This window comes from Paenibacillus sp. Cedars (assembly GCF_003184205.1).
Lineage (GTDB): Bacteria > Bacillota > Bacilli > Paenibacillales > Paenibacillaceae > Paenibacillus_AQ > Paenibacillus_AQ glucanolyticus.
The window spans coordinates 227501-249414 of sequence record NZ_CP020866.1 but is presented as its reverse complement, the minus strand read 5'-3'; the positions used below and the strand labels follow the sequence as shown (position 1 = coordinate 249414).

The following is a 21914-nucleotide window of genomic DNA, read 5'->3' as shown; positions in this document are numbered from 1 at the left end:
CCTGAATCATGCCTGGTATGGGATGCGCACCGTCAATTTCATCCCGTCTCCTTTCCTTGATGATATATGCACAGTGCCGTCTGTGTCTGCCGCCGCTTTGTGGATTAGATGCATGCCGTAGCCCCGTCCCTCTCCTTTGGTAGAACTTCCTTTTCTGATCCATTCCCCTGGAAGCTCTTCCGATAGACCTGGGCCATTGTCACGCACCGTCCATTCAAGCCAGCCGTCCTTGGTTGAAGACAATTCAACCGTTATTTCTTTTTCTTCCTGCCCGGCCATCGCTTCATAGGCGTTGTCCAAACTGTTTCCTATTATGGTAGTAAGCGCATCCAGAACTTCTGACCGTGCAATGGAAGGCCACGCTTCTTGCCCTGTAAGTGTGACTTTGACATCATGACCCTGTAAAAAGGTGAGCTTATTAAGCAAATATCCTGCTAACACAGGGTCTTTCACATAGTTGGAGACCCAGCCTACATCTTTTTGATAGTAATTTGAAATTTGTTTTATATACTCCAGCAATTCCTTGTAAGATTCTGTATGTACCATTGCTGATATCACATGAAGCTTATTCATGAACTCATGCGTGTGAACCCGAAGGCTTTCTGCATAATTTTTGGCCCCTGATAATTGCTCCAGCATGCTTGTCAACTCCCTCTTATCACGAAACGTAGCCAGTGCTCCTACGAGTTTGCCTGCTGCCTTAACAGGAACACAGTTTACGACGATTTCCAGATTGTTAAGTTTTTGCGGCTGGTCCATCTCTGCTCTTTGATGAATGAGAACTTCCTGCAGCTTTGATTCTGGCATAATTTCTTGCACATTTTTCCCAATAGGATCGACTCCAAGACCAGCCCTCTTAAATATATCCCGCGCTGCCGGATTGGCCACCACCATGATCCCCTTTTCATCAATAGCCACTACTCCCTCACGAACGGAAGCAAGCATCGCTTCCTTTTCCTCCAGTAGTTTGCTTATTTCAGCCGGCTCCAGCCCATGCATCGTGTTCTTGACCTTTTGCGCCAGCAGGAGTGCACCAACTAAGCCTGCAGCCAAACCAATGCTCATGCCGAAAAGGATAATCTTTTGACTATGAAAAACCGCATCATTTATTTTATCCTTTGCCATCCCCACCGCCACTGCGCCAACCTGCTCTGCTCCGTCCCAAATTGGCACAAAGGCACGCATCGACTCTCCCAAAGTGCCGAGAGCGACCGATGTATAGCTTTCTCCTGCAAGGGCTGGCCCTTCGTCTCCTCCTACAAACCTTCTGCCAATCATCTCTTCGTTAGGATGAGAGAGGCGAATGCTATTCATATCCATGACCACGATGTACTCAATGTTTGTGTCCGCTTGAACATCCTTTGTATAAGTCTGGACCGCACCGCCATAACTTCCATTGCGCAGGCTTTCCAGAGTGGTGGAGGTGTGCCCCACTGCACTTGCAATCGCTTTAGCTTTATCTTCGAGATTTCTCTGGGTTGTAGTTGCATAGTCATTTGCAATAAGTATACCTGTCAAAATAAGAGACACCGCAAGCACAACGGTTACCAGTAAAATGATAAGCGTTTTTAGTTTATAAGGTCTATTCGAAAAAACAAATGTTTTGAGACCGTGTACCATCCATCTTGGTCACCTTTCTATCTTGTTTTGATAAAATGTAGTGGAGTCGGTTTTCCTTGCAGATAAATTCGACAACGATGTCACAAAACCCTTGTGAAATAAGGATTTTGTGATTCTGCAGACCTCTCCTCAGCACATTAACTCAACTGCTTGACGCCCATAGTAACCGGCATGCTTTTAATGCTTTTTACAGTCCTTTGTGCTGAACACCCATCGTCAGAAAAGATACTCTTAAAACATCCCCCTGCAATTTACCTTGAATTCACTCCTAATCATCATTCAATAATGAAAGAATTTGTGCATCTTTCGCCTACAGGCCACATTTTCATCAGGATACAATGGGAGCTATCAATAGGCGAGAGGAGATTAATCAATCATGAATCCACAAACGGTACAGTCGGCGGGTAAGGTCGAACTGGACAAAAAGATGAAAGCGATTACCAAAAGGTTCAAAGGACGCTGGAACGCTCCGTTAGCCGGCTACCTGTTCATCGCACCCTGGCTGCTGGGCTTTCTCATTTTACAGCTGTGGCCCATCATCCAATCCTTCTATTTATCCTTCACCGAGTATTCGCTGCTGGAGCCGGCCCGCTGGATCGGACTCAAGAATTACCAGGATATCTCCCAAGATCGGCTTTTCTTCAATTCGCTGAAGGTGACCTTTCTGTACGTGATCGCTTCCGTGCCGCTGAAACTGCTGGCTGCGCTGGCTGTAGCCCTGCTGCTGAACCGGAACATCCGTGGAATCTCCTTCTACCGGACCATCATCTACCTGCCTTCTCTGATCGGCGGAAGCTTGGCGGTGGCCGTGCTGTGGCGCAATATCTTCGGCCTGAACGGCTTCATTAATCATCTCGCGATTTGGGTCGGAATCGCCCCCAAAAACTGGATTGGCACCCCCTCCACCGCCCTTGCCACCCTGGTGCTGCTGACGGCATGGCAGTTCGGTTCATCGATGATTATCTTCCTTGCCGGTCTCAAACAAATCCCTGGTGAGTTATATGAGGCTGCCTCCGTGGACGGAGCATCGCCGCTCCGCAAGTTTATCCGGATTACCCTGCCCATGTTATCCCCGGTCATCCTGTTTAATCTGATCATGGGCATCATCAACGCATTCCAGATGTTCACTTCGGCTTTTGTGGTCACGAATGGAGGACCGGTCAATTCAACCGAGATGTTTGCCTTGTTCCTCTACAATAAAGCCTTCGGTTCGCTGCAGATGGGCTACGCTTCGGCCTTGGCCTGGATACTGCTCGTTATCATCGGCATTGCCACGGCGCTCAATTTTGTTGCGTCCAAATACTGGGTGTTCTACGAAACTGAAACGGAGGGTCGCAAATGACAGGGGCTCATAATAAACAAAATTGGCTGGTCCATGTGCTGATGATTGCGTTCTGTTTTGTGATGTTCTATCCCGTGCTTTGGTGGATCGGCGCTTCTTTTAAGTCTACACCAGAAATCAGTCTGCCCACCCTGTTCCCCAAGGTATGGCTGTGGCAAAATTATACGGAAGGCTGGATGGCACTGCCCAAGTATACGTTTACACGCTTCTTTATGAACAGCCTCAAGCTCAACGTGGCGACTACGATCATTCACGTTATTTCAGCCAGCCTGGTGGCTTTCGGCTTCGCTAGGCTGACCTTTCCGCTGAAGGGATTATGGTTTTCCATCCTGCTCATGACCCTGATGCTTCCGGGGCAGGTCACGCTCATCCCGCAGTATACGATGTTCCATTCCTTCGACTGGATCAACACCTATCTGCCGCTGATCATCCCGTCAGCCATGGGCGGAGCTTTCTTTATTTTCCTGATTGTCCAATTCATCCGCGGTATTCCGCGAGAGCTCGATGAGTCAGCAAAAATCGACGGCTGCACCTGGTTCGGCATTTATCTGCGCATCATCATGCCGCTGACTCTCCCGGCGCTCATTACGGTCACGATTTTCTCGTTTATTTGGGGCTGGGACGAATATTTCGGCCCGCTGATTTATCTGAATACTGTGGACAAGTATACCGTCCCGCTCGCGCTCAGGATGTTCATCGATTCCCAGTCAGCCGTTCCGTGGGGACAACTGCTTGCCGTATCCCTGCTCTCCGTGCTGCCGCCGGTTGTCATCTTCTTTCTGGCGCAAAAGCACTTCGTGGAAGGGATCGCCACAACCGGGCTGAAAGGTTAGGTTTCAGATCGGTAAACGGATCGCTGTGCCAAGTTTATTCCAGCTCTTCTTCAGGCAGCGGTTAAGCCGGACGGTCTCGTTCATTCGGCTTCCGTCAACGTTGGCTTTGAGGCAGCAGAGCGAATGCAGAGTCCTCACAGCTACCAAGAGGAGGGAAAAACGCATGAATCCGTTTCGCACGTTCCGCATCGATTACGTCTTTTTCTTCAGCTTTGCCGGTTTTGTCGCGGTCCTCATCACGATCATGATGATCGTTAGCTATCGGTTCTCGGCAGCTGAGCAGGCGGACAGCACCTCCATGTACCAGCAGGCGGTGCTGCAGCAGCTCAACAAGCAGCTTACCGACCATATGAGTGCTGTGGAGCAAACCTCGTTAGCCGTGTCCATTAACTCGCCTCTGGTCAACTATGTAACGATGAACGGAGATTATTATGCACGAAAGACAGCGAGGGACGAGCTGAACCGGGATTATTTGGCGCCGATGCTGAATAGCTCTCGCTCGATGTTCTCCTTTCAGATTTATATGAATGATCCGCTTCAGGTCGACCCCAACGCCAACATTCAGTACCTCCCTCTCGCCTCGGCCAGCCGGGAGAGCTGGTATCCGGCCGTGGATAAGTCCGACTTTGTCTGGATCGGCCAGCGTGAGGTCGGTTCCCCGCAGGGGAAGCAGCAGGTAATCAGCTTTATCCGTAAAATCACCACGCTGGACGGCGTGAACCGGGGGATTCTGATCATCAATGTCCGGGTTAAATTTTTGCAGCAAATTCTGACTGAAGACAACTCCTCGGCCAGCCGACTGCTGCTCGACTCCGGCGGCCGGATGATCATGCACACCCGGATTGCTCCGCCTCCCGGGGAAATCAACGCCATCCTGGAGCGGGTCGACGGGGACACCGGCCAAGCGCATCAGGTGCTGGCTGCCGCCGGCTCGCTGCCGGAGAAGAGCATGCTCACCGTATGGTCCCGGACGTCCCCGGGCAGCTGGATGCTGGTGGAGCTTACGCCCTGGAAGGACATCACCAGCGGAAGTGTACGTCTGGCGTGGACGATGGCTGTAGTTGGAGCCGCCGCCATTCTGCTGTCCTTGTTCTTCACAATGTTCCTATCCCGGAATTTCACGCGGCCGATCCGGAAGCTCGTTCAGCTGATGCAGGCGTTTAATCCCGAGAAGCGCGGACAGCCGCTGCCGACAGAATACCGCAACGAATTCGGCAGCCTGTTCAGCGGCTACCGCAAGCTTACCGAGCGGATCGAAACCCTGTATCAATCCCTGGAGCAGCAGTATAAAGCACAGCGCGAAGCGGAGATTAAGGCGCTGCAAGCGATGATTAACCCCCATTTTCTCTACAACACGCTGGATCAGCTGAATTGGATGGCCCTTGAAGCTGGCCAGGAGAAGATCAGCCAAGTGCTCGAGCTGATGGGACAGATGTTCCGCATCGGGCTGTCAGGCGGCGAATCCATGATTACGCTTCAGGAAGAGCTTCTGCACGTGGATTGCTTTCTGAAAATCCAGCAGTTCAAGTGGGGCGAAGAATTGGAATGGCACATCGATTGCCCGGAGGAATTACGGCATCTGATGATTCCGAAGCTGACCCTGCAGCCCTTTGTAGAAAACGCCGTTATGCATGGTTTTCATGGCAGACGCCAGGGCCGGATTCATCTGATTTGCATGGAAGAGGACCGAGGCATCCGGATTTGGATTCGGGATGACGGCATCGGACTGCGTGAAGACTGGAAGACTCGTAAACGCCATCCCACGGGCGGATACGGGATCCGCAATGTAAAGGAGCGCATACAGGTTTATTTCGGCCCGCCCTTTGGCGTTTCGCTTCGCAACCGTACCGATGCGCCAGGCTCCGAAGCGGAGATCTATTGGCCGAAGGTAAATCAGCCGCGGGATCAGGAAGGGGGAGGAATACATGTGGACCATCGCTATCGTGGATGACGACCGGCAAGTGCTCAGCGGCATGTCCCGGCTGATTCCCTGGGAGCAGCTCGGAGTCCGGCCTGTCGGGGAGGCTCTAGATGGTGAAGAAGGACTTCGGCTGATTGAAGCGACTCAGCCCGATATTGTCATTACGGATATTTATATGCCGGTGATGAACGGTCTCGATATGATTGAACAGCTCCGTAAGCAGCAGTACGCTGGCAAAATCATCATTTTGAGCGGGTACTCGGATTTTGACTACGCTCGTAAAGCGCTTCGGCTTCAGGTTGATGATTATTTACCGAAGCCGGCCTCACCGACCACGATCCGCGAGGTGCTGCAGCGCGTCACCCGCGAGCTTGCGGAACGCCGAGCGCTGGAACACAGAGAGCAGGAGATTCAAACCCAGCTTATGCAGTATGAGCCTTATCTGGAAAGGGAATGGGTCAAGTCCGCCCTCACCGGAGGAACACCCTCCCCGCTGACAGATCCCTCCCGAATGCTGGAACGGCTCGGCTGGAAGAATGCCCAATTCATGATGCTGGCCTTAGAAATCAAGCGGCAAGGACGTATGGAGGGAATCTCCGTCCGTGACTGGCACCTGTTCCGTTTCGCCGTGGGCAACACGGTCGAGGAGCTGGCCGGCCAGGATGGGCTGCGCAGCTATTTCCTGGAGCTGCATAGTCACCATATGGCACTGCTGCTGTATAAGCCCCTCTCCTGGCCGACAGAGGCGTTCCGCTCGGAAGTTCTGGCACTGGCAGGGCGAATCAATTCATCTGTGCATCGGTTCCTCAAGGTCAAGCTGCACATCGGGGCAGGTCTTCGCAAGGATGACTGGCTTGCCATCCCCGATTCTACCGAAGAAGCATTTCAGGCACTCGCCGAGCGGCGCGAACCGGATGTCGCCTTTCCCTGTGTCTACGTTTATAACGAAGGCGGTTTCCGGCATTCAGCAGCACGGAGCGTACGGCCGGTGCGATTTTTCCAGGAGATGACCGACGCTGTTCGAACCTTCGATGAGCCCCGGGCGCTGCTGGCGCTGGATGATTTCTTCCGCAGGGATAACGGCGCGGCCCAGCTCCAACCCGAAGAGCTTACCGCCATCGGAACGCAGCTGTTCGCCATCCTCTCCTTCACCCTGTATGAGTCCGGCATCCGGCTCGACGATGAACTGCCTCTCACGGACTTGACCAAAGAGCTGGACCAAATGGAAGATGCGTTGCAGTGGAAAGCATGGGTAGCGGAGAAAGTGAAACGAATCTGCTCGCGTTACACGCCTAACGAGAACCTCAAGCATAAGGAAACGGTCGATTATATCATCCAATACATTCATGAGCATTATGCCGAGAACATCCACCTTCAGGATTTGGCCGACCAGGTCTATATCTCCAAAAACTATCTCAGCACGTTATTCCGCCAGTTTACAGGCGAAACCTTTGGCGATTATCTAACCAGGGTCCGAATGGACAAAGCCAAGCGCATGGTTCTCGAGAAAAAACTGCTGATCGCCGAAATCGCCGAGCGGGTCGGTTATCGGAATGTTCCGTACTTCACCACCCTGTTCAAAAAGCATACCGGACGCAGTCCGACCGAGTTCCACAAAGCCTGAATGAAGAGTTCCCGATTATTCCTGGCGTTAAGCATATGGCCCCCTTCACTCGATAATCGTAAAATACTGAAACGATTTGTTGATTTGTCCACTACGAGGGAGGCTCTGGACTTGGTACGTTAAGTGAAGAAGTAGATCAGTTACTTAAGGGAGGTTCATCCGATGAGAAAATCATGGCATCGTCTCGCCACTGGCGCTGCGGCAGTGCTTTCACTATCACTCATTCTCTCCGCTTGCAGCGGTGTCAAGAAGGAAGAAGGCGGATCCGCGGATTCGGGAAACGGCAAGTCCATCACACTCCGGATCATGTGGTGGGGCTCTCAAGCCCGGCATGACGCAACTTTGAAAGCGCTTGATTTATACTCTGAAAAGCATCCGGGCATCACTTTCGAACCAGAGTACCAGTCCTTCGACGGGTACCAGGACAAGCTGTCTACCCAGTCCGCGGGGAAAAATACACCGGATATCTTCCAAATGGATGCCGCCTGGTTCAACGATTGGGCATCCAGCGGACGGCTGGAGGATCTCTCCTCCATTCCGACGGACAAGATCGATAAGGTGCTGCTTGAGACTGGCACCTATCAGGGCAAATTGTACGCGATGCCGCTGGGCAACAATGCCTGGGGCATGGTGTACAACAAAACGATGATGGACAGTCTCGGCATTCAACCGCCAAAGACATGGGACGAGTTTTTTGCCATGGCGCGTGACCTGAAACCGAGGCTGGCCAAAGACCAATACCTCACGCGGGACCTGACCGCGGATGGCGCGTCCTATATGTCCTATCAGCTGAGCATGGGCAAAGGCTTCTCCATGAGCAAGGACGGAAAATTCCATTATGACGAGGCTACCTGGAAGGATTGGATGAACCAATGGGCTGAGCTTCGCAAAGAACAACTTGTGACACCTCCGGACGTGACCGTGTCGGATAAAGGGCAGGACGCACAAATGGACCTGCTCATCCAGGAAAAGATTCTGCTTCGGGGCGCACATGCGGCGGAATTCGGCGGAACGGATGCCTTAAAACCTGGCGTGATGGCACTAACGACTCAGCCGAGGGCCACGCAGGCGAGCGGCTGGCTGAAAGCCTCCATGTATTGGAGTGTCAGCCCCAACAGCCAATATAAAGAGGAAGCGAAGGAGTTTATCGACTGGTTCGTCAACAGCGAAGAAGCCGGAGAAATCTTGGGCACTTCGAGGGGGATTCCCGTTAATAAAAGCGTAGCCGATGCGCTCCAGCCTAAATTTACGGACGTCGATAAAAGCTCCCTCGGTCTGATCAACGAGGTATCCAAGGACGGCGCCGCGTTTGACCCCGGCCCGGGGAATAAGGGCGGCTGGGCCAACTTCACGAAGGAGTACGACAACATCACGCAGTCGATTATGTTCGGTAAAATCAGCATCGACGAGGGCTGGAATCAGATTGTCAAATTAAGCCAAAGCTTGGAGTAAGCTATGTCCCATAAGGGCTGGATTACGTTTGCATAAAATGCCGTACGCGCGGCAGCGTAGCAATAGCAGTAGTACACCAAAAAGCACCTGATACTATCAGGTGCTTTTTGGTGTTTGCTTTTCAGTTCTGAGCGGCATCTTGTAAGTCAGCTTTACCGCAACAATATAGGGAGCACCGACTTTCCTGGGTCGGCACAACTCCATCGAATCACAGCCAGCCACGACCGCTTTGAAATTTCGATGAAATAAACAGGCTCAAACAGCTTCTTTAAACCAGCATATTCAGATTCTACACGAAATAATGTTCATTGAAATAAAAAGAGGGCAGCCTGGGATGACTCCCTTAGACTGCCCTCTATATACGATATCTTATATGTGTTTCCACACATTTTACTCTTCTACACTTTGTGCCACTAGGAAGCTTATATTTTCCTTGCTCCCACCCTCTTTCCTTACTCCACCGTCACGCTCTTCGCCAGGTTACGCGGCTTATCTACGTCGTTGCCACGGGCAAGAGATGCATAGTAAGCAAGAAGCTGCAGTGGAACTACAGACACGGCAGCCGTCAAGATCGGCAAGGTCTTCGGAATGGCAAAGGCTTGATCCACGGATTTCAGCAGGCCAGCCACATGCTCTTCATACGTAATTGCCATTACTTCAGCACCACGTGCTTTCACTTCCTTGATGTTACTTACGGTTTTCTCCAACACCGCTTCCTGGGTTGCCAGGGCAATGACTGGTATTCCCTCTTCAATAAGGGCAAGCGTACCATGCTTCAGTTCGCCGGCAGCATATGCCTCGGAATGAATGTAAGAGATCTCCTTGAGTTTCAGGGAGCCTTCCTGTGCCACGGCGTAGTCCTGACCACGGCCGATGAAGAACAGGTTCTCATGCTCCGCAATTTGCTCGGCATATCCCTTAATGGATTCCGCGTTGGTCAGCATGGATTCCACCTGTTCAGGCAGTGCTTCCATCGCTGCAATGACTTCAGCAACAGCGTCCTCAGTCATTGTACCGCGTACTTGAGCCAGGTACAGACCAAACAGATAGAAGGCAATCAACTGTGAGGTATAAGCTTTAGTGGATGCTACAGCAATCTCTGGACCAGCCAGCGTGCCGAGTACATCATTCGCTTCACGGGCAATCGAGCTGCCTACTACGTTCGTGATGGCCAGGACATGAGCACCGTGGCTCTGGGCTTCACGAAGCGCAGCCAATGTGTCAGCCGTCTCACCGGATTGGCTCACCACGATGACAAGGGTCTCTGGTGTAACGATTGGCGAACGGTAACGATACTCGGAAGCCACATCATTTTCTACCGGAATGCGTACCATTTCTTCGATCACGCTGCGTCCAACAAGACCGGCATGATAAGCCGTACCGCAGGCAACGATCTGCACATTGCGAATGTTCTTAATCTGTTCCTGGGTCAGCTTCAGTTCAGGCAGAACCACTTTGCGTCCGCTCTCATCCACGCGGCCCAGCATCGTATCACGGTATGCTTTTGGCTGCTCATGGATTTCCTTCAGCATGAAGTGATCGAATCCGCCTTTTTCCGCTGTAACAGCATCCCAATCGACACGAATCATTTCCCGAGAAATAAAGTTCCCCTCAATGGTCATTAATTCGACAGCATCTGCCGTCAAGAGAGCCATCTCTCCGTCGTTAAGAATATATACGTTCCGTGTATATTTCAAAATCGCCGGAATATCAGAACCGATGAAATTCTCTCCTTCGCCAAGACCGATAATAAGCGGGCTTGCTTGACGCACAGCCACCAGACGATCCGGCTCATACTCGGTTAAGACTCCAAGGGCAAATGCACCTCTCATGTAAGAGATCGCCTTCTGCACGGCCTTAACGATATCACCGTCATACTCACGGGCAATGAGGTGGGAAATAACTTCTGTATCGGTCTCCGAAACAAAGTGATGTCCTTGACTGATCAGCTCTTCCTTCAGCTCTAAATAGTTCTCAACGATACCGTTATGAACAACGGAGAACTTCTGGCTTTCGTCTGTATGCGGATGAGAGTTCACGTCCGATGGACGACCATGCGTAGCCCAGCGGGTATGACCGATACCTGCGGTTCCTACGAGGGGAGCAGACTCCAGTCTCTCCTCCAAGTTGGCAAGACGTCCTTGTGCCTTCGCAACGCGCAGACCTTCATTCGTGAAGACCGCGATCCCAGCAGAATCGTATCCACGATACTCAAGCTTTCTCAATCCTTCGATCAACACCGTTTGCGTTTTCTGATTTCCAATATATCCGACAATACCACACATAGTATGATTCCTCCGTTCGATTTCCCTATAATAGTTAGGCGGAAATAGAACACGGCAGCATCTGTGCGGTATGAGGAAAGAAGAATGATCTATTCAATTATCAACGTTCAAGAAACCCAGCAATACGTAGGCTGATTTTAGTTGAACAGACATGAATGCACTCTTCTTCCACCGCGCTGTCGCATTCTAGATCGCACATTCATGTTTTGGTATATAAGTTATTGTGCAGCACCTGCAAATACGTTGTCAGAACGGTCGCCCATTCCTTTTCCGTGATCCGCTTACGGTTGGTGCATCACCGAGAGGTCCCCGCCGAATAATCCGAACACCTCTACCTCGTCAACTTGCGTTCTGCCGTTTGGTCATTCCATCAAGCAATAACCAATCCCCGCGCAGGTACAAGCTCTGGCGCTTATGAAGCTTATAGTAACCTCACGGTCCTCACTTTCTATTCTTGAATAACATCCTTTATTATATTCACACATCATCACTTTGGCAACTCGGCCGTTTCCTTGCCCGACTGGACTCTACACGCTATAATCCACGCTGATGACATCGAATGACCTATGTTCGCAGGCGATGGCTTACACAGCTATGTTCGCAGACAGGACAGGGTGTGTTGCGCTTTCATACACTCGACATATTGGAAAAGCTGTGGGCCAGTGAACCGAACAACATAGTTCACTGGCCCTGACAGAAATTAGTCTGCTTTCCTTGAAAAATACACCCTTAGACTTACGCCAATTCCCGCTTCACTACATCCGCAATCTGCGTAACATAACGATCGAGCTCTTCTTTGTCCGGGCCTTCCGCCATGACTCGAATAAGGGATTCCGTACCCGATGGGCGAACCAAGACACGGCCGTTATCGCCCAGAATGCCCTCAACCTCAGCAATCGCGGACTCGATAACCGCATTTCCTTGATATTTGCTCTTATCACCCACACGTACATTAACCAGCACTTGCGGGTACTTGCGCATGCTGCTCTTCAGCTCATGCAGAGGCTTCCCGGAGGCTACCAATGTATCCACCAGTTGAATCCCCGTCAAAATGCCATCACCGGTTGTGTTGTGATCCAGGAAAATGACATGTCCGGATTGTTCTCCGCCCAGGTTATACCCGCCGCGGCGCATTTCTTCCATGACATAACGGTCGCCGACTGCGGTTTTTGCTGTTTTCAGCTTCAAGCTCTCACATGCTTTATAAAAGCCGATGTTACTCATGACGGTCGAAACGATTGTGCCTTCCTTAAGCTTGCCCGCACGGTTCATAGCGTCACCGCAAATGCATAGGATGAAGTCGCCATCCACTTCCTCGCCTTTACCGTCAATCGCAATCAGACGATCCGCATCACCGTCAAAAGCAAGACCGAGATCAGCCCCATGAGCAAGCACAGCCTCAACGAGTTTCTCTGGGTGTGTAGATCCACAGTGATCATTAATATTCAGGCCATTCGGCTCAGCGCCAATGGTGATTACGTCAGCACCCAACTCACGGAAAAGTTTCGGAGCCAGCTCATAAGCAGCACCATTTGCACAGTCGAGCACGATTTTCAAGCCGTCAAACCGGTTGTTAACCGTGGTTTTCAGATAATCCAGGTATTTATATTTCGATTCATCATCAATGAGAAGCTCACCTAAATCAGCTCCGATCGGACGCGGCAGATTATCCGTTTCGGCATCCATCAGCTCTTCAATCTTGAGTTCTGTTTCATCCGACAGCTTGAAGCCGTCTCCGCCGAAGAATTTGATGCCGTTGTCCTGCACCGGATTGTGCGATGCCGAGATCATGACACCTGCATCAGCTTTCAACAGTCTTGTAATATAAGCCACCGCGGGAGTGCTTACAACACCCAAACGAATGACGTGTGCACCGATGGACAGCAGGCCTGCAACCAAAGCCGACTCCAGCATAGCCCCGGATACCCGGGTATCCATACCGATGATTACGGTTGGCTTCTCTTTATCACCTGTCAACACATAGCCGCCGCAGCGACCGATGCTATAAGCCATTTCCGCTGTCAGTTCTTGATTCGCAACTCCTCTTACTCCATCTGTACCAAAATATTTCCCCATGTTTTATATACTCCTTTATCTACTCTTCGATATTATCCATCTTGTGATGATTCTGACCCCGTTGTTCCATCGTTCGATCCGTCTCCCGGCGGATGGGATGGACTTTCTCCTGATCCGGAGTTATCCGTGCCCTCGTTCGTGGGAGGCGCAGGCGGATTCTCCACTTGATCATTACCTGATCCCGTTCCCGGTGAATCAGGCTTGTCTTTGTCGGTTCCCTCGTTGTTAGAGCTGCTTGGATCCGTTGTAACTGGCTTGGAATTGTCCTTCAGCTCCACTTTAATGACAAGTCGATTCCGGTCCGCTCGGTTGATGAAACTTGGCAATGTGATCTGCAGCGGAATTTCGTGCACCCCCGCCTTCAAGCCGGCCGCATTCGCTTCAACCCCGATGTCTGATGGCTCCAGACTATTCAGCAAATCCGGCGCACCGGTAAGCGTCAAGGATATCGTCTGCGTTTTCGGATCGGTTATTACAGCATCCAGGCCTGAAGAGACCCCTTTTAACGTAATGGGAATGCCATTAACAACCCGTTCACCATGCGATACGGCCGTAACATCCACTGTTATAGAGCTCGGCTCGATTTTCTCAAAACCTTCGGGCGGCGTCAAGTCGGCCGTAAGCACTGTTGTTCCGGAGTTCCTAACTTCTCCCAAGTTGATCGCGGCTTCGATATAGGTCCCAGCTCCTGCGAGTGCCTCCTTGCTGCCGAACAGCTTCACTTCTTTTACCTTCTGGTCTACCTTGGATAAAACGAATCCTTCCGGCAGTCTTCCCGTATATTCAAGCTCCAGAGGAAGAGTCACGAACGCAGGTTCAATCGGTACTTCAGCCGCTACCGCAGCAGGTTCAATGACCGCATCCTCCATCTCGACGCCTTGCTTATCATATGCTGTAAGCTTGACTCGCTTCTCCGTAATTTTCTCCTTGGCTCCATCCAGATCCACGTTACCTTTGACCTGTCCCAAATTCGCCATCGACGATTCTGGCAGGGTTACGGTGACCTGTCGTGGGTCAATCAGCACGGGTGTTCCGGCCCGGTAATCTTTTGCCGGTTCCCCCTTCGTGCCAATACTTACCGTAACGGATTCCGATACTCTTGTCTCTACCGTTACGGTTACAGCGGAAGGTTCCATCGATACCAGCTCAACTCCGCTTGGAATCGAGTAAGTTAGCGGAAGTGTGTGTGTACCCGGTTCTCTGACAGTACTCAGATCAAGTTTCACTTTATATTCATCCGTCAAGAGCGCAATGTTGGACTTCTTCCCTCGAACTTCGAGATTCACGCGATCTTTATCAATGCCGGTTAATGCATATTCACTATCATCAAATCCATAAGTCTGGATCTTAACGCCTTCAATGATCTTGGTATCATAAAATGTAGTTGGCGGGGCAGGAGCTCCACTGTCCATATGAACCATTGCCCATAACAGGATACTGACTGCCAAAGCAATCAATTTGCTTGCCGTGTTGTTCTTGATCCATTTATCCATTACGGCCATCCCCCTTCCGTTTCCAGAAGAACGAGCGTTTCTCCTTTATGGATGCGGCAGGACGAAGCTCCTCATACAGCTTGGAGATCAGAGACTCTTCTTTGATATCCCGAACCACTTGTCCATTCAAAGCCAGCGATACTTGTCCAGTCTCCTCGGATACAACAACAGAAATGGCATCCCCCACCTCACTGATACCGATGGCTGCACGATGCCTCGTTCCCAGTTCCTTGCTGATAAAAGGATTCTCTGATAGTGGCAAATAACAGCCTGCCGCTGCAATTTGACCATTCTGAATGATGACCGCCCCATCATGGAGAGGTGTATTCGGTATAAAAATGTTAATGAACAACTCCGAGCTGATCACAGACCGCATCGGAATTCCCGATTCTACAAATTCATTCAGACCTGTGGTCCGCTCAAACACGATCAGAGCCCCTATTTTGCGCCTCGACAAATAATTAACCGCCTTAATGGTTTCGCTGATTAACTTATTCGTCTCCTCATCAACATCCCCGCCCCGTCCGAACAGCTTACCTCGCCCAAGCTGCTCCAGACCACGTCTAAGCTCCGGTTGGAAGATGATAAAGATGGCAAGCACCCCAAATGTAAAGATCTGATTCATCAGCCATTTGAGTGTGTACAAATCAAACCAGGTGCTAAGCGCCCAGATGACAACCAGCACAAGAATCCCTTTAAGCAGCTGGACCGCCCTTGTACCTCGGACGAGCAGAATCAATTGATATATTATATAAGTAACGATAAGGATATCGATGATATCTTTAATGGTTTCACCCCAGGTCATATCTGTGAAATACTCCATACAGCAACCCCCGTCATTTCCTTTAAGTGCGGGCCCAATCCATCCGGTTCCTCGAAGATGATCGCAGGATTCGATACCGAACCTGCCCACATGATCCTTCGTGAATGCCCCAGGACTTTTTGAACTTCCTCTTGAGTAACGCTTGAGACTATATATGTAGTATGTGCTCTACACTCTCTAGGTTATAACGTTAATCTTTCCGATGCAAGCGGACGTCCCTCGCTTTTCGTATTTAGAAGCCTAAAATCAACAAAAGAAGCGCCTTCTTTTCACTGAAAAGAGGCGCTTTCATTCAGCAAGCTGCGGCTTTCACCTAGCGATAAGCGACATCTGTAAACAGAGTGGAAATTTTATACCATATCCAATCCATTGCCCTATCTATATCTTTCACTTGACCTGCTATATGTGCGGTGGAAGCCTGAAATAATTCTCCGTCAATGACCGTCAAATTGCCATTAACCTGGCCATAAACCTTAGCTTTGCCATTCTCAACTGTAATATCTCCCGTGATGATCTGATCTGGAGGAATAATGACGGTATCTCCTTCAATCACCAGTTTTTCGAATTCATCACTCTTCACAACCAGCTGATTATCCTGACTCCAAAAACTGATTGTACTAAAGAGCATGACAACCAAAAACATTGCTGCAGCCGTGAGCGCAGGATGATTCCTAACCCATTTGACCCAGACTTTTTGTGTCTTGGGCTGCGGCAGCATGCCCATTATACGATCCGTTAAATCATCTGATGGCTTGGTCGCATGATGAGTTAAGGAAAAAAGAAGCATATCGGTATGCTCCAGCTTCTCGAAGTAATTCCGACAGTCAGCACAATCCAGCAAATGCTTCTGCAATTCTAGCTGCTGCGGGTTGGACAAGTCATTATCCAGATAATCATGCATCAAAGAGACGGCTAATTTGCAATCCATTTGTGAGCCAATCCTTTCATTCAATCTCTTTGCTGGGTCTATACCTCCTGAGAGGCATAAGACTTGCTTATTGTTCATACGTGCCGGAATCGGGGATGTTTCAATTTTTTTTAAGAAAATCGGAAAGAAAGATGAAATGACATGACTTTCTGATTCCTCAAGAAAAAGCGCCCATAAACGCTGTCTGTCTTCCTCTAAGAACGGCGATAGGCGTTTTTCCTCAAAGCTTGTACTCTAATTTTTTTCGCAAAAATTCACGTCCGCGATGTACTCTCGTCTTGATCGTTGTTACAGGCAAGTCCATAATCTCGCTGACCTCCTGCAGTGATAAATCCTGGATGTACCGAAGGATCATGATCGTCTTGTACTTCGCAGGGAGTCCATCAATAGCCTGATGAATGATGCGCTGTGTTTCGGACAGCAGCATCTCGCTCTCAGGTGTACGGTTATCACTCGGAATCAGGGAGTAGCCGTCCATGCCTTCACTTTCATTCAGATCTGCGTCCAGCGAGAAAGAAGGCTTGCGTTTACGCAGCCGATCAATGCTAAGATTTGTGCCAATACGATATATCCAAGTTGAGAATTTTTGGTTCTCGTCATATCGATCAAGGTTCTTATACACACGCAGAAAAGTCTCTTGTACGACATCCTCGGCCTCATGGCGGTTGCTCAGCATCCGGTAAGCCAGATGAAAAATCTTATCCTTATAAAGCTCTACGATTTCGGCAAAAGCTCTCTGATCCCCTTTTCGGGCCAGCTTCGCCAGTCTTACATCCAAATTGTCCACCATAATTCCCCCAGAATGGTCTGATGGGTAACGTCTAAAAAGCATCATTCAAATGGTAATTCAACTGTTTCTAAAAATCAACAATAATTCAAAAACAATCCCATTTCCATATCAAAGATACGCTTCCTGCAGCCTGTAAATTCATGATCAGCAGGCAAGCAACCTCATAGATGAAAAAACGAGGCCCACAGGGGAACCTCGCTTTATATTAACCCTTGCCTACCCTTTTGACCAGTTACAAAAATCAACCTGTATTGCGCAGCCCTGCTGCAATGCCGTTGATCGTGAGGAGTACTTCCCGGAGCAGATCCGGATCGTCATCCTGCTCTTGCTCTCTAAGTTCACGCAGCTCATTAAGCAGTTGAACCTGCAAATAGCTGAGCGGATCGACATAAGGGTTACGGAGACGGATGGACTCCTGAAGGACCGGCTGGTTATCCAGAATGTCCTGTTGACCCGTTATCTTGAGAACAAGCTCCTTCGTCAAATTGAACTCATCCTGTATCAAACCGAAGATACGCTCACGAGCTTTATCATCCTTCGTCATCAAGGAGTACTCCTTGGCGATGATCAGATCGGCCTTGGCAAGAGCCATCTGAAGCGTGTCAATTAACGAAGTAAAGAACGGATAACTCGTATACATCTTCTGAAGCACCTTCAGATTCTCTTCCTTGTCCTGATAGAAGCTCTGTAAGCCCGTACCAGCAGCGTACCATGCTGGAAGCAGGTAACGGCTCTGCGTCCACGCAAACACCCAAGGAATGGCTCTCAGGTCCTCGAAACGGTCACTGTTCTTACGCTTGGAAGGTCGGGAGCCAATATTCAGTTCTCCCACCTCGGGAAGCGGTGTGGATTCCTTGAAGAAGCTAAGGAAATCCGGGTCACGGAATATCAAATCTTGATATTTCTTCTGTGAAGCAGCCGAAATGCTGGAAGAAATCTCTTCCCATTCCTTTTCGGTCGATTCGGTTTCAGCGTACCGCGCATTCAGAGAAGCCGTAATAAGTGCTGAAGTGGCCTGATCCAAGCTGCGGTAAGCTATTCCTTTCAAGGAATAGCGGGAGGATATCACCTCGCCTTGTTCCGTGATTTTGATGCCGCCAGCAATAGTGGATGCCGGCTGAGCCAAAATGCTGCGGTTCAGAGGCATGCCGCCGCGTCCAAGCGAACCACCGCGTCCATGGAAGTATTTCAGCCTGATGCCGTATTCGTTGCCTACAGCGGTAATATCCTTGAGCGCTACCTGCAGCTCCCAATTTGCTGTAATAGCTCCGCCATCCTTGTTGCTGTCAGAGTAGCCCAGCATGATCTCCTGCAGTTCATTCATTGCGCTTACGGCCTCACGATAAATCGGCAGGCTGAAGAGCTTGCGCATAATTTCAGGCGCTGCATGAAGGTCCTCAATCGTCTCGAACAATGGGGCAGCCTGTAATGTAGCAACCACAGAACCATCATTATCCTTGCGGAAGAGTCCGACCTCTTTGGCAAACACCATCACTTCAAGAATGTCGCTTGCTCCTTCCGACATACTGATCAAATAACTCGAAATACATTTCACACCAAACTCCTGCTGTGCGCGGAATACCGTGCGATAGACTTCAAGGCATTCTTCGGTGCTGTCGCTATACTCCTGATATGGAGTTGTCAACGGTCGAGGATCGTTAAGCAGGTTATTGAGCAGCTCGATTTTCTCGTCCTCGCTCATTTGTGCGTAATCCTGAGTGACGTTCATTTTACGAAGAATTTCGGCCATTGCGTTCTCATGCTCTTGGCTATGCTGTCTGATATCCAGTGATGCTGTATGGAAACCAAACAACTCCGCCTGGCGAATCAGCTTCTGGATATAAGTGTCTGCAACATAGTCAGCAAAATGGAAACGCAAGCTTCGATCAATGATATTCAAATCCTCAATAAACTCTTCAGGAGACTGGTACCGCTCGCTTCCTGTCATGTTTTCATCAAGAATATGACTCATTTTAGCTAACATATATACCAGTTTTACACGATAAGGCTCTTTCTCATTGTGCCAAATTTCCATCTTTTTCAGTGTCACATGCTCGCGGTCTTTTTCGATGGATTGAAGCAATTCATCCGACACGCTCACAATGGATGAACTGAAGCTGAGGTATTTCATGAATTCACGCAAGATCCGTTGATATTCACGAACCGCAAGCTTCCGCTGCATTTCGAGCGTTCTCCATGTTACGTCCGCCGTCACTGAAGGATTTCCGTCCCGATCGCCACCAATCCATGAACCGAAACGCAAATAGGTTGGAACGTGCCAATGGTGACCCGGGTAATACTTACTTAGGCAGCGCTCCAGCTCTTGATAAACCTCTGGCAGAATGTGAAACAGAGTCTCGTGAAAATAATACATGCCGTTTCTGACTTCATCAAGAACCGTCGGCTTGCGATCACGAAGCTCATCGGTTTGCCACAGTGTGATAACCTCATTCAGTAATTTCTCCCGAAGCTGCTCTCGTTCGCGGAATGTCAGTGTCGGGTTGTCCAGTTGCATAACATCGTCTGCTATCCGTTTATGAATATCCAGAATAGCCCGACGCATCGCTTCTGTCGGATGAGCTGTCATTACCAGCTCAAGGGATAGACTTTCGAGAATTTCTTGAACTTCTTCAAACGTAATATTGCGCTCTTTCAAATCCTGGATCGCACTTTCAATGGAACCTGGTTGAACACTCTCCCCAGCGGAACGCTCGTAATCACGCTTGCGGCGTATGCGATGATTCTGCTCTGCGATATTAACCAATTGAAAGTAAATGGCAAACGCACGAATCACCTGATGGCGAATGTCTGGTTCCAGCGTGCTGATAATCCCTTTGAAATCTGCAAACAATTCCGGCAGGAATACGGATCGCAACGATTTACTCGTTTCGCGAATTTTCTCAACTATATCTAAAAGCTCATTGCCTCCTTGATGGACAAGAACTTCCCCAAGAATATTGCCAAGGAACCGTACATCACGCCGCAGCAGATTGTTGGAATTGCTCTTTGCGGTTACTGTAAGTTCAGTCATGCTACTCCTCCCATCTCAACCCGTTTCAGCAGTTTATCTTTAGGACGTAACGCCTTCCTAACATCATACAATAAAAGCGAATGAAAATCTGCATTTTTCAGGCGAAAAAATTAGCCAAATCGACAAAACTCATGCTATTGATATGCCCTTCTACGATAAACATTAGTCCAAGAAACCCTTGATATGACTGCATTCTTTATCACATTAACACTTCGCAGGATAGTCGTGTAAATATGTAAAAAAAACATCACACACGGTGATGTCCTGCATATGTATGGAGCGGGTGATGGGAATCGAACCCACGCTACCAGCTTGGAAGGCTGGAGTTCTACCATTGAACTACACCCGCATATCACCCCACAAAAGTGATCTTATGCTTTGTAGCATATTCTGATTACTTTTATGGGCAATAACGCCTAAGCAAATCGGGATGACACGATTTGAACATGCGACCCCCTGGTCCCAAACCAGGTGCTCTACCAAGCTGAGCTACATCCCGATATTAATCTTTGAAAAAATGGCACGCCCTGAGAGATTCGAACTCCCGACCTTTTGATTCGTAGTCAAACGCTCTATCCAGCTGAGCTAAGGGCGCAAATGGAGCGGACGACGGGAATCGAACCCGCGACCCTCGCCTTGGCAAGGCGATGCTCTACCGCTGAGCCACGTCCGCATAAATGGTGCGCGTGGAGGGACTTGAACCCCCACGTCAAAGACGCTAGATCCTAAGTCTAGTGCGTCTGCCAATTCCGCCACACGCGCACAAGATGAAACAATGGTGAGCCATGAAGGACTCGAACCTTCGACACCCTGATTAAAAGTCAGGTGCTCTACCAACTGAGCTAATGGCTCGCATATCAGGGCCTCCGAAAAATATCCGGAATCACCTTCAAAGCGCAACTTCACTTTTTGGTGTGAAGTGGCTGGGGATATAGGATTCGAACCTATGCATGACGGAGTCAAAGTCCGTTGCCTTACCGCTTGGCTAATCCCCAATATCGATGAGTATTTCTATTTTTCATTTCAACACTCTAATAATCATGAGTTAAATGGTGGAGGCTGAGGGGTTCGAACCCCCGACCCTCTGCTTGTAAGGCAGATGCTCTCCCAGCTGAGCTAAGCCTCCATATGTAATGGATGAGAAATAGTGGTGACCCGTAGGGGATTCGAACCCCTGTTACCTCCGTGAAAGGGAGGTGTCTTAACCCCTTGACCAACGGGCCTCATTTACATGACGCATGTCCATTCTAAAAACGAATCTGGAGCTTCCAACCGGGATCGAACCGGTGACCTCATCCTTACCATGGATGCACTCTACCTACTGAGCTATGGAAGCAAGTGGCTCCCCGAACAGGACTCGAACCTGTGACAACTCGATTAACAGTCGAGTGCTCTACCAACTGAGCTATCAGGGAATATGTATCCGCTTGGCGACGTCCTACTCTCCCGGGACCCTGCGGTCCAAGTACCATCGGCGCTGGAAGGCTTAACGGTCGTGTTCGGTATGGGTACGCGTGGAACCCTTCCGCCATCGCCACCAAACGGCTTCAGATGCTTAATCACCTGAAAACTAGATACGAAACGAAGTTGCAGCACATTGAAATATGTTTGGATAAGCCCTCGACCGATTAGTATTGGTCAGCTCCATGCATTGCTGCACTTCCACCTCCAACCTATCTACCTCGTCGTCTTCAAG

The 21914-nt window shown here is 49.8% G+C and carries 13 protein-coding genes, 11 tRNA genes and 2 rRNA genes (1 of these 26 cut by a window edge); 5 read left to right on the top strand and 21 right to left on the bottom strand.

Annotated features, from left to right (window positions below; all coding sequences use genetic code 11):
- Positions 1-6: 6 nt before the first annotated feature.
- Positions 7-1620, bottom strand: coding sequence for a DcuS/MalK family sensor histidine kinase (gene dcuS / locus B9D94_RS02675; protein ID WP_006212863.1), 1614 nt, complete (start codon positions 1618-1620; stop codon positions 7-9).
- A 376-nt stretch (positions 1621-1996) separates the two neighbouring features.
- Here dcuS and B9D94_RS02670 point away from each other — a divergent pair, with 376 nt between their 5' ends.
- From B9D94_RS02670 to B9D94_RS02650, 5 genes are all read left to right on the top strand, one after another.
- Positions 1997-2962 carry a carbohydrate ABC transporter permease gene (locus B9D94_RS02670; protein WP_036643609.1) on the top strand — a complete coding sequence of 322 codons (966 nt, stop codon included), beginning with the start codon at positions 1997-1999 and terminating at the stop codon, positions 2960-2962.
- Positions 2959-3795, top strand: a complete 837-nt coding sequence (locus B9D94_RS02665; RefSeq protein WP_006212866.1) for a carbohydrate ABC transporter permease — start codon at positions 2959-2961, stop codon at positions 3793-3795. Before B9D94_RS02670 ends, B9D94_RS02665 begins: the two co-directional genes overlap by 4 nt.
- Positions 3796-3958: 163 nt before the next feature.
- Positions 3959-5746, top strand: a complete 1788-nt coding sequence (locus B9D94_RS02660) for a cache domain-containing sensor histidine kinase (protein ID WP_006212867.1) — start codon at positions 3959-3961, stop codon at positions 5744-5746.
- Positions 5721-7340, top strand: a complete 1620-nt coding sequence (locus B9D94_RS02655; protein WP_148246406.1) for a response regulator transcription factor — start codon at positions 5721-5723, stop codon at positions 7338-7340. Before B9D94_RS02660 ends, B9D94_RS02655 begins: the two co-directional genes overlap by 26 nt.
- 162 nt (positions 7341-7502) lie before the next feature.
- On the top strand, positions 7503-8792 hold the full coding sequence (locus B9D94_RS02650; RefSeq protein ID WP_063477838.1) for an ABC transporter substrate-binding protein: 1290 nt from the start codon (positions 7503-7505) through the stop codon (positions 8790-8792).
- Positions 8793-9244: 452 nt separating this feature from the next.
- On the opposite strand, the gene glmS is transcribed toward B9D94_RS02650, so the two are convergent.
- From glmS to B9D94_RS02550, 20 genes are all read right to left on the bottom strand, one after another.
- A complete protein-coding gene (gene glmS / locus B9D94_RS02645; protein ID WP_036643618.1) occupies positions 9245-11077 on the bottom strand; it encodes a glutamine--fructose-6-phosphate transaminase (isomerizing) in 1833 nt (610 codons plus the stop codon).
- 735 nt (positions 11078-11812) lie between these two features.
- Entirely contained in the window at positions 11813-13153 is a 1341-nt protein-coding gene (gene glmM / locus B9D94_RS02640; RefSeq protein ID WP_148246405.1) for a phosphoglucosamine mutase, read from the bottom strand.
- A 32-nt stretch (positions 13154-13185) separates the two neighbouring features.
- Entirely contained in the window at positions 13186-14646 is a 1461-nt protein-coding gene (locus tag B9D94_RS02635) for a CdaR family protein (protein WP_051449335.1), read from the bottom strand.
- On the bottom strand, positions 14639-15469 hold the full coding sequence (gene cdaA / locus B9D94_RS02630) for a diadenylate cyclase CdaA (RefSeq protein WP_006212874.1): 831 nt from the start codon (positions 15467-15469) through the stop codon (positions 14639-14641). Before cdaA ends, B9D94_RS02635 begins: the two co-directional genes overlap by 8 nt.
- A 313-nt stretch (positions 15470-15782) precedes the next feature.
- Positions 15783-16397: a zf-HC2 domain-containing protein gene (locus tag B9D94_RS02625; protein WP_040681072.1), complete on the bottom strand. Its 615-nt coding sequence runs from the start codon at positions 16395-16397 to the stop codon at positions 15783-15785.
- Between the two features lie 220 nt (positions 16398-16617).
- Positions 16618-17187, bottom strand: coding sequence for an RNA polymerase sigma factor SigW (sigW, locus tag B9D94_RS02620; RefSeq protein ID WP_006212876.1), 570 nt, complete (start codon positions 17185-17187; stop codon positions 16618-16620).
- A 241-nt stretch (positions 17188-17428) separates the two neighbouring features.
- Complete coding sequence (gene ppc, locus B9D94_RS02615; RefSeq protein WP_148246404.1) at positions 17429-20218, bottom strand: phosphoenolpyruvate carboxylase; 2790 nt, start codon at positions 20216-20218, stop codon at positions 17429-17431.
- Positions 20219-20493: 275 nt separating this feature from the next.
- Positions 20494-20567: transfer RNA gene (locus tag B9D94_RS02610), tRNA-Gly, on the bottom strand.
- A gap of 76 nt (positions 20568-20643) precedes the next feature.
- Positions 20644-20717 (bottom strand) — tRNA-Pro (locus B9D94_RS02605).
- Positions 20718-20736: 19 nt separating this feature from the next.
- Positions 20737-20813: transfer RNA gene (locus B9D94_RS02600), tRNA-Arg, on the bottom strand.
- A gap of 3 nt (positions 20814-20816) precedes the next feature.
- Positions 20817-20891, bottom strand: a tRNA-Gly gene (locus tag B9D94_RS02595).
- 5 nt (positions 20892-20896) lie between these two features.
- A tRNA-Leu gene (locus B9D94_RS02590) sits at positions 20897-20980 on the bottom strand.
- A 14-nt stretch (positions 20981-20994) separates the two neighbouring features.
- Positions 20995-21070, bottom strand: a tRNA-Lys gene (locus tag B9D94_RS02585).
- 68 nt (positions 21071-21138) lie between these two features.
- Positions 21139-21213, bottom strand: a tRNA-Gln gene (locus B9D94_RS02580).
- A 55-nt stretch (positions 21214-21268) separates the two neighbouring features.
- Positions 21269-21344, bottom strand: a tRNA-Val gene (locus B9D94_RS02575).
- Between the two features lie 22 nt (positions 21345-21366).
- A tRNA-Glu gene (locus B9D94_RS02570) sits at positions 21367-21441 on the bottom strand.
- 37 nt (positions 21442-21478) lie between these two features.
- A tRNA-Thr gene (locus B9D94_RS02565) sits at positions 21479-21554 on the bottom strand.
- A 3-nt stretch (positions 21555-21557) separates the two neighbouring features.
- Positions 21558-21633 (bottom strand) — tRNA-Asn (locus B9D94_RS02560).
- A gap of 10 nt (positions 21634-21643) precedes the next feature.
- Positions 21644-21760, bottom strand: a 5S ribosomal RNA gene (rrf, locus tag B9D94_RS02555).
- A 66-nt stretch (positions 21761-21826) separates the two neighbouring features.
- Positions 21827-21914: ribosomal RNA gene (locus tag B9D94_RS02550) — 23S ribosomal RNA — on the bottom strand (it continues 2840 nt past the right edge of the window).

What these genes read in the sequence shown, in the direction of transcription:
- dcuS (WP_006212863.1), bottom strand. Translation starts at nt 1,620, where the DNA reads ATGGTACACGGTCTCAAAACATTTGTTTTTTCGAATAGACCTTATAAA.
- B9D94_RS02670 (WP_036643609.1), top strand. Translation starts at nt 1,997, where the DNA reads ATGAATCCACAAACGGTACAGTCGGCGGGTAAGGTCGAACTGGACAAA.
- B9D94_RS02665 (WP_006212866.1), top strand. Translation starts at nt 2,959, where the DNA reads ATGACAGGGGCTCATAATAAACAAAATTGGCTGGTCCATGTGCTGATG.
- B9D94_RS02660 (WP_006212867.1), top strand. Translation starts at nt 3,959, where the DNA reads ATGAATCCGTTTCGCACGTTCCGCATCGATTACGTCTTTTTCTTCAGC.
- B9D94_RS02655 (WP_148246406.1), top strand. Translation starts at nt 5,721, where the DNA reads ATGTGGACCATCGCTATCGTGGATGACGACCGGCAAGTGCTCAGCGGC.
- B9D94_RS02650 (WP_063477838.1), top strand. Translation starts at nt 7,503, where the DNA reads ATGAGAAAATCATGGCATCGTCTCGCCACTGGCGCTGCGGCAGTGCTT.
- glmS (WP_036643618.1), bottom strand. Translation starts at nt 11,077, where the DNA reads ATGTGTGGTATTGTCGGATATATTGGAAATCAGAAAACGCAAACGGTG.
- glmM (WP_148246405.1), bottom strand. Translation starts at nt 13,153, where the DNA reads ATGGGGAAATATTTTGGTACAGATGGAGTAAGAGGAGTTGCGAATCAA.
- B9D94_RS02635 (WP_051449335.1), bottom strand. Translation starts at nt 14,646, where the DNA reads ATGGATAAATGGATCAAGAACAACACGGCAAGCAAATTGATTGCTTTG.
- cdaA (WP_006212874.1), bottom strand. Translation starts at nt 15,469, where the DNA reads ATGGAGTATTTCACAGATATGACCTGGGGTGAAACCATTAAAGATATC.
- B9D94_RS02625 (WP_040681072.1), bottom strand. Translation starts at nt 16,397, where the DNA reads ATGGATTGCAAATTAGCCGTCTCTTTGATGCATGATTATCTGGATAAT.
- sigW (WP_006212876.1), bottom strand. Translation starts at nt 17,187, where the DNA reads ATGGTGGACAATTTGGATGTAAGACTGGCGAAGCTGGCCCGAAAAGGG.
- ppc (WP_148246404.1), bottom strand. Translation starts at nt 20,218, where the DNA reads ATGACTGAACTTACAGTAACCGCAAAGAGCAATTCCAACAATCTGCTG.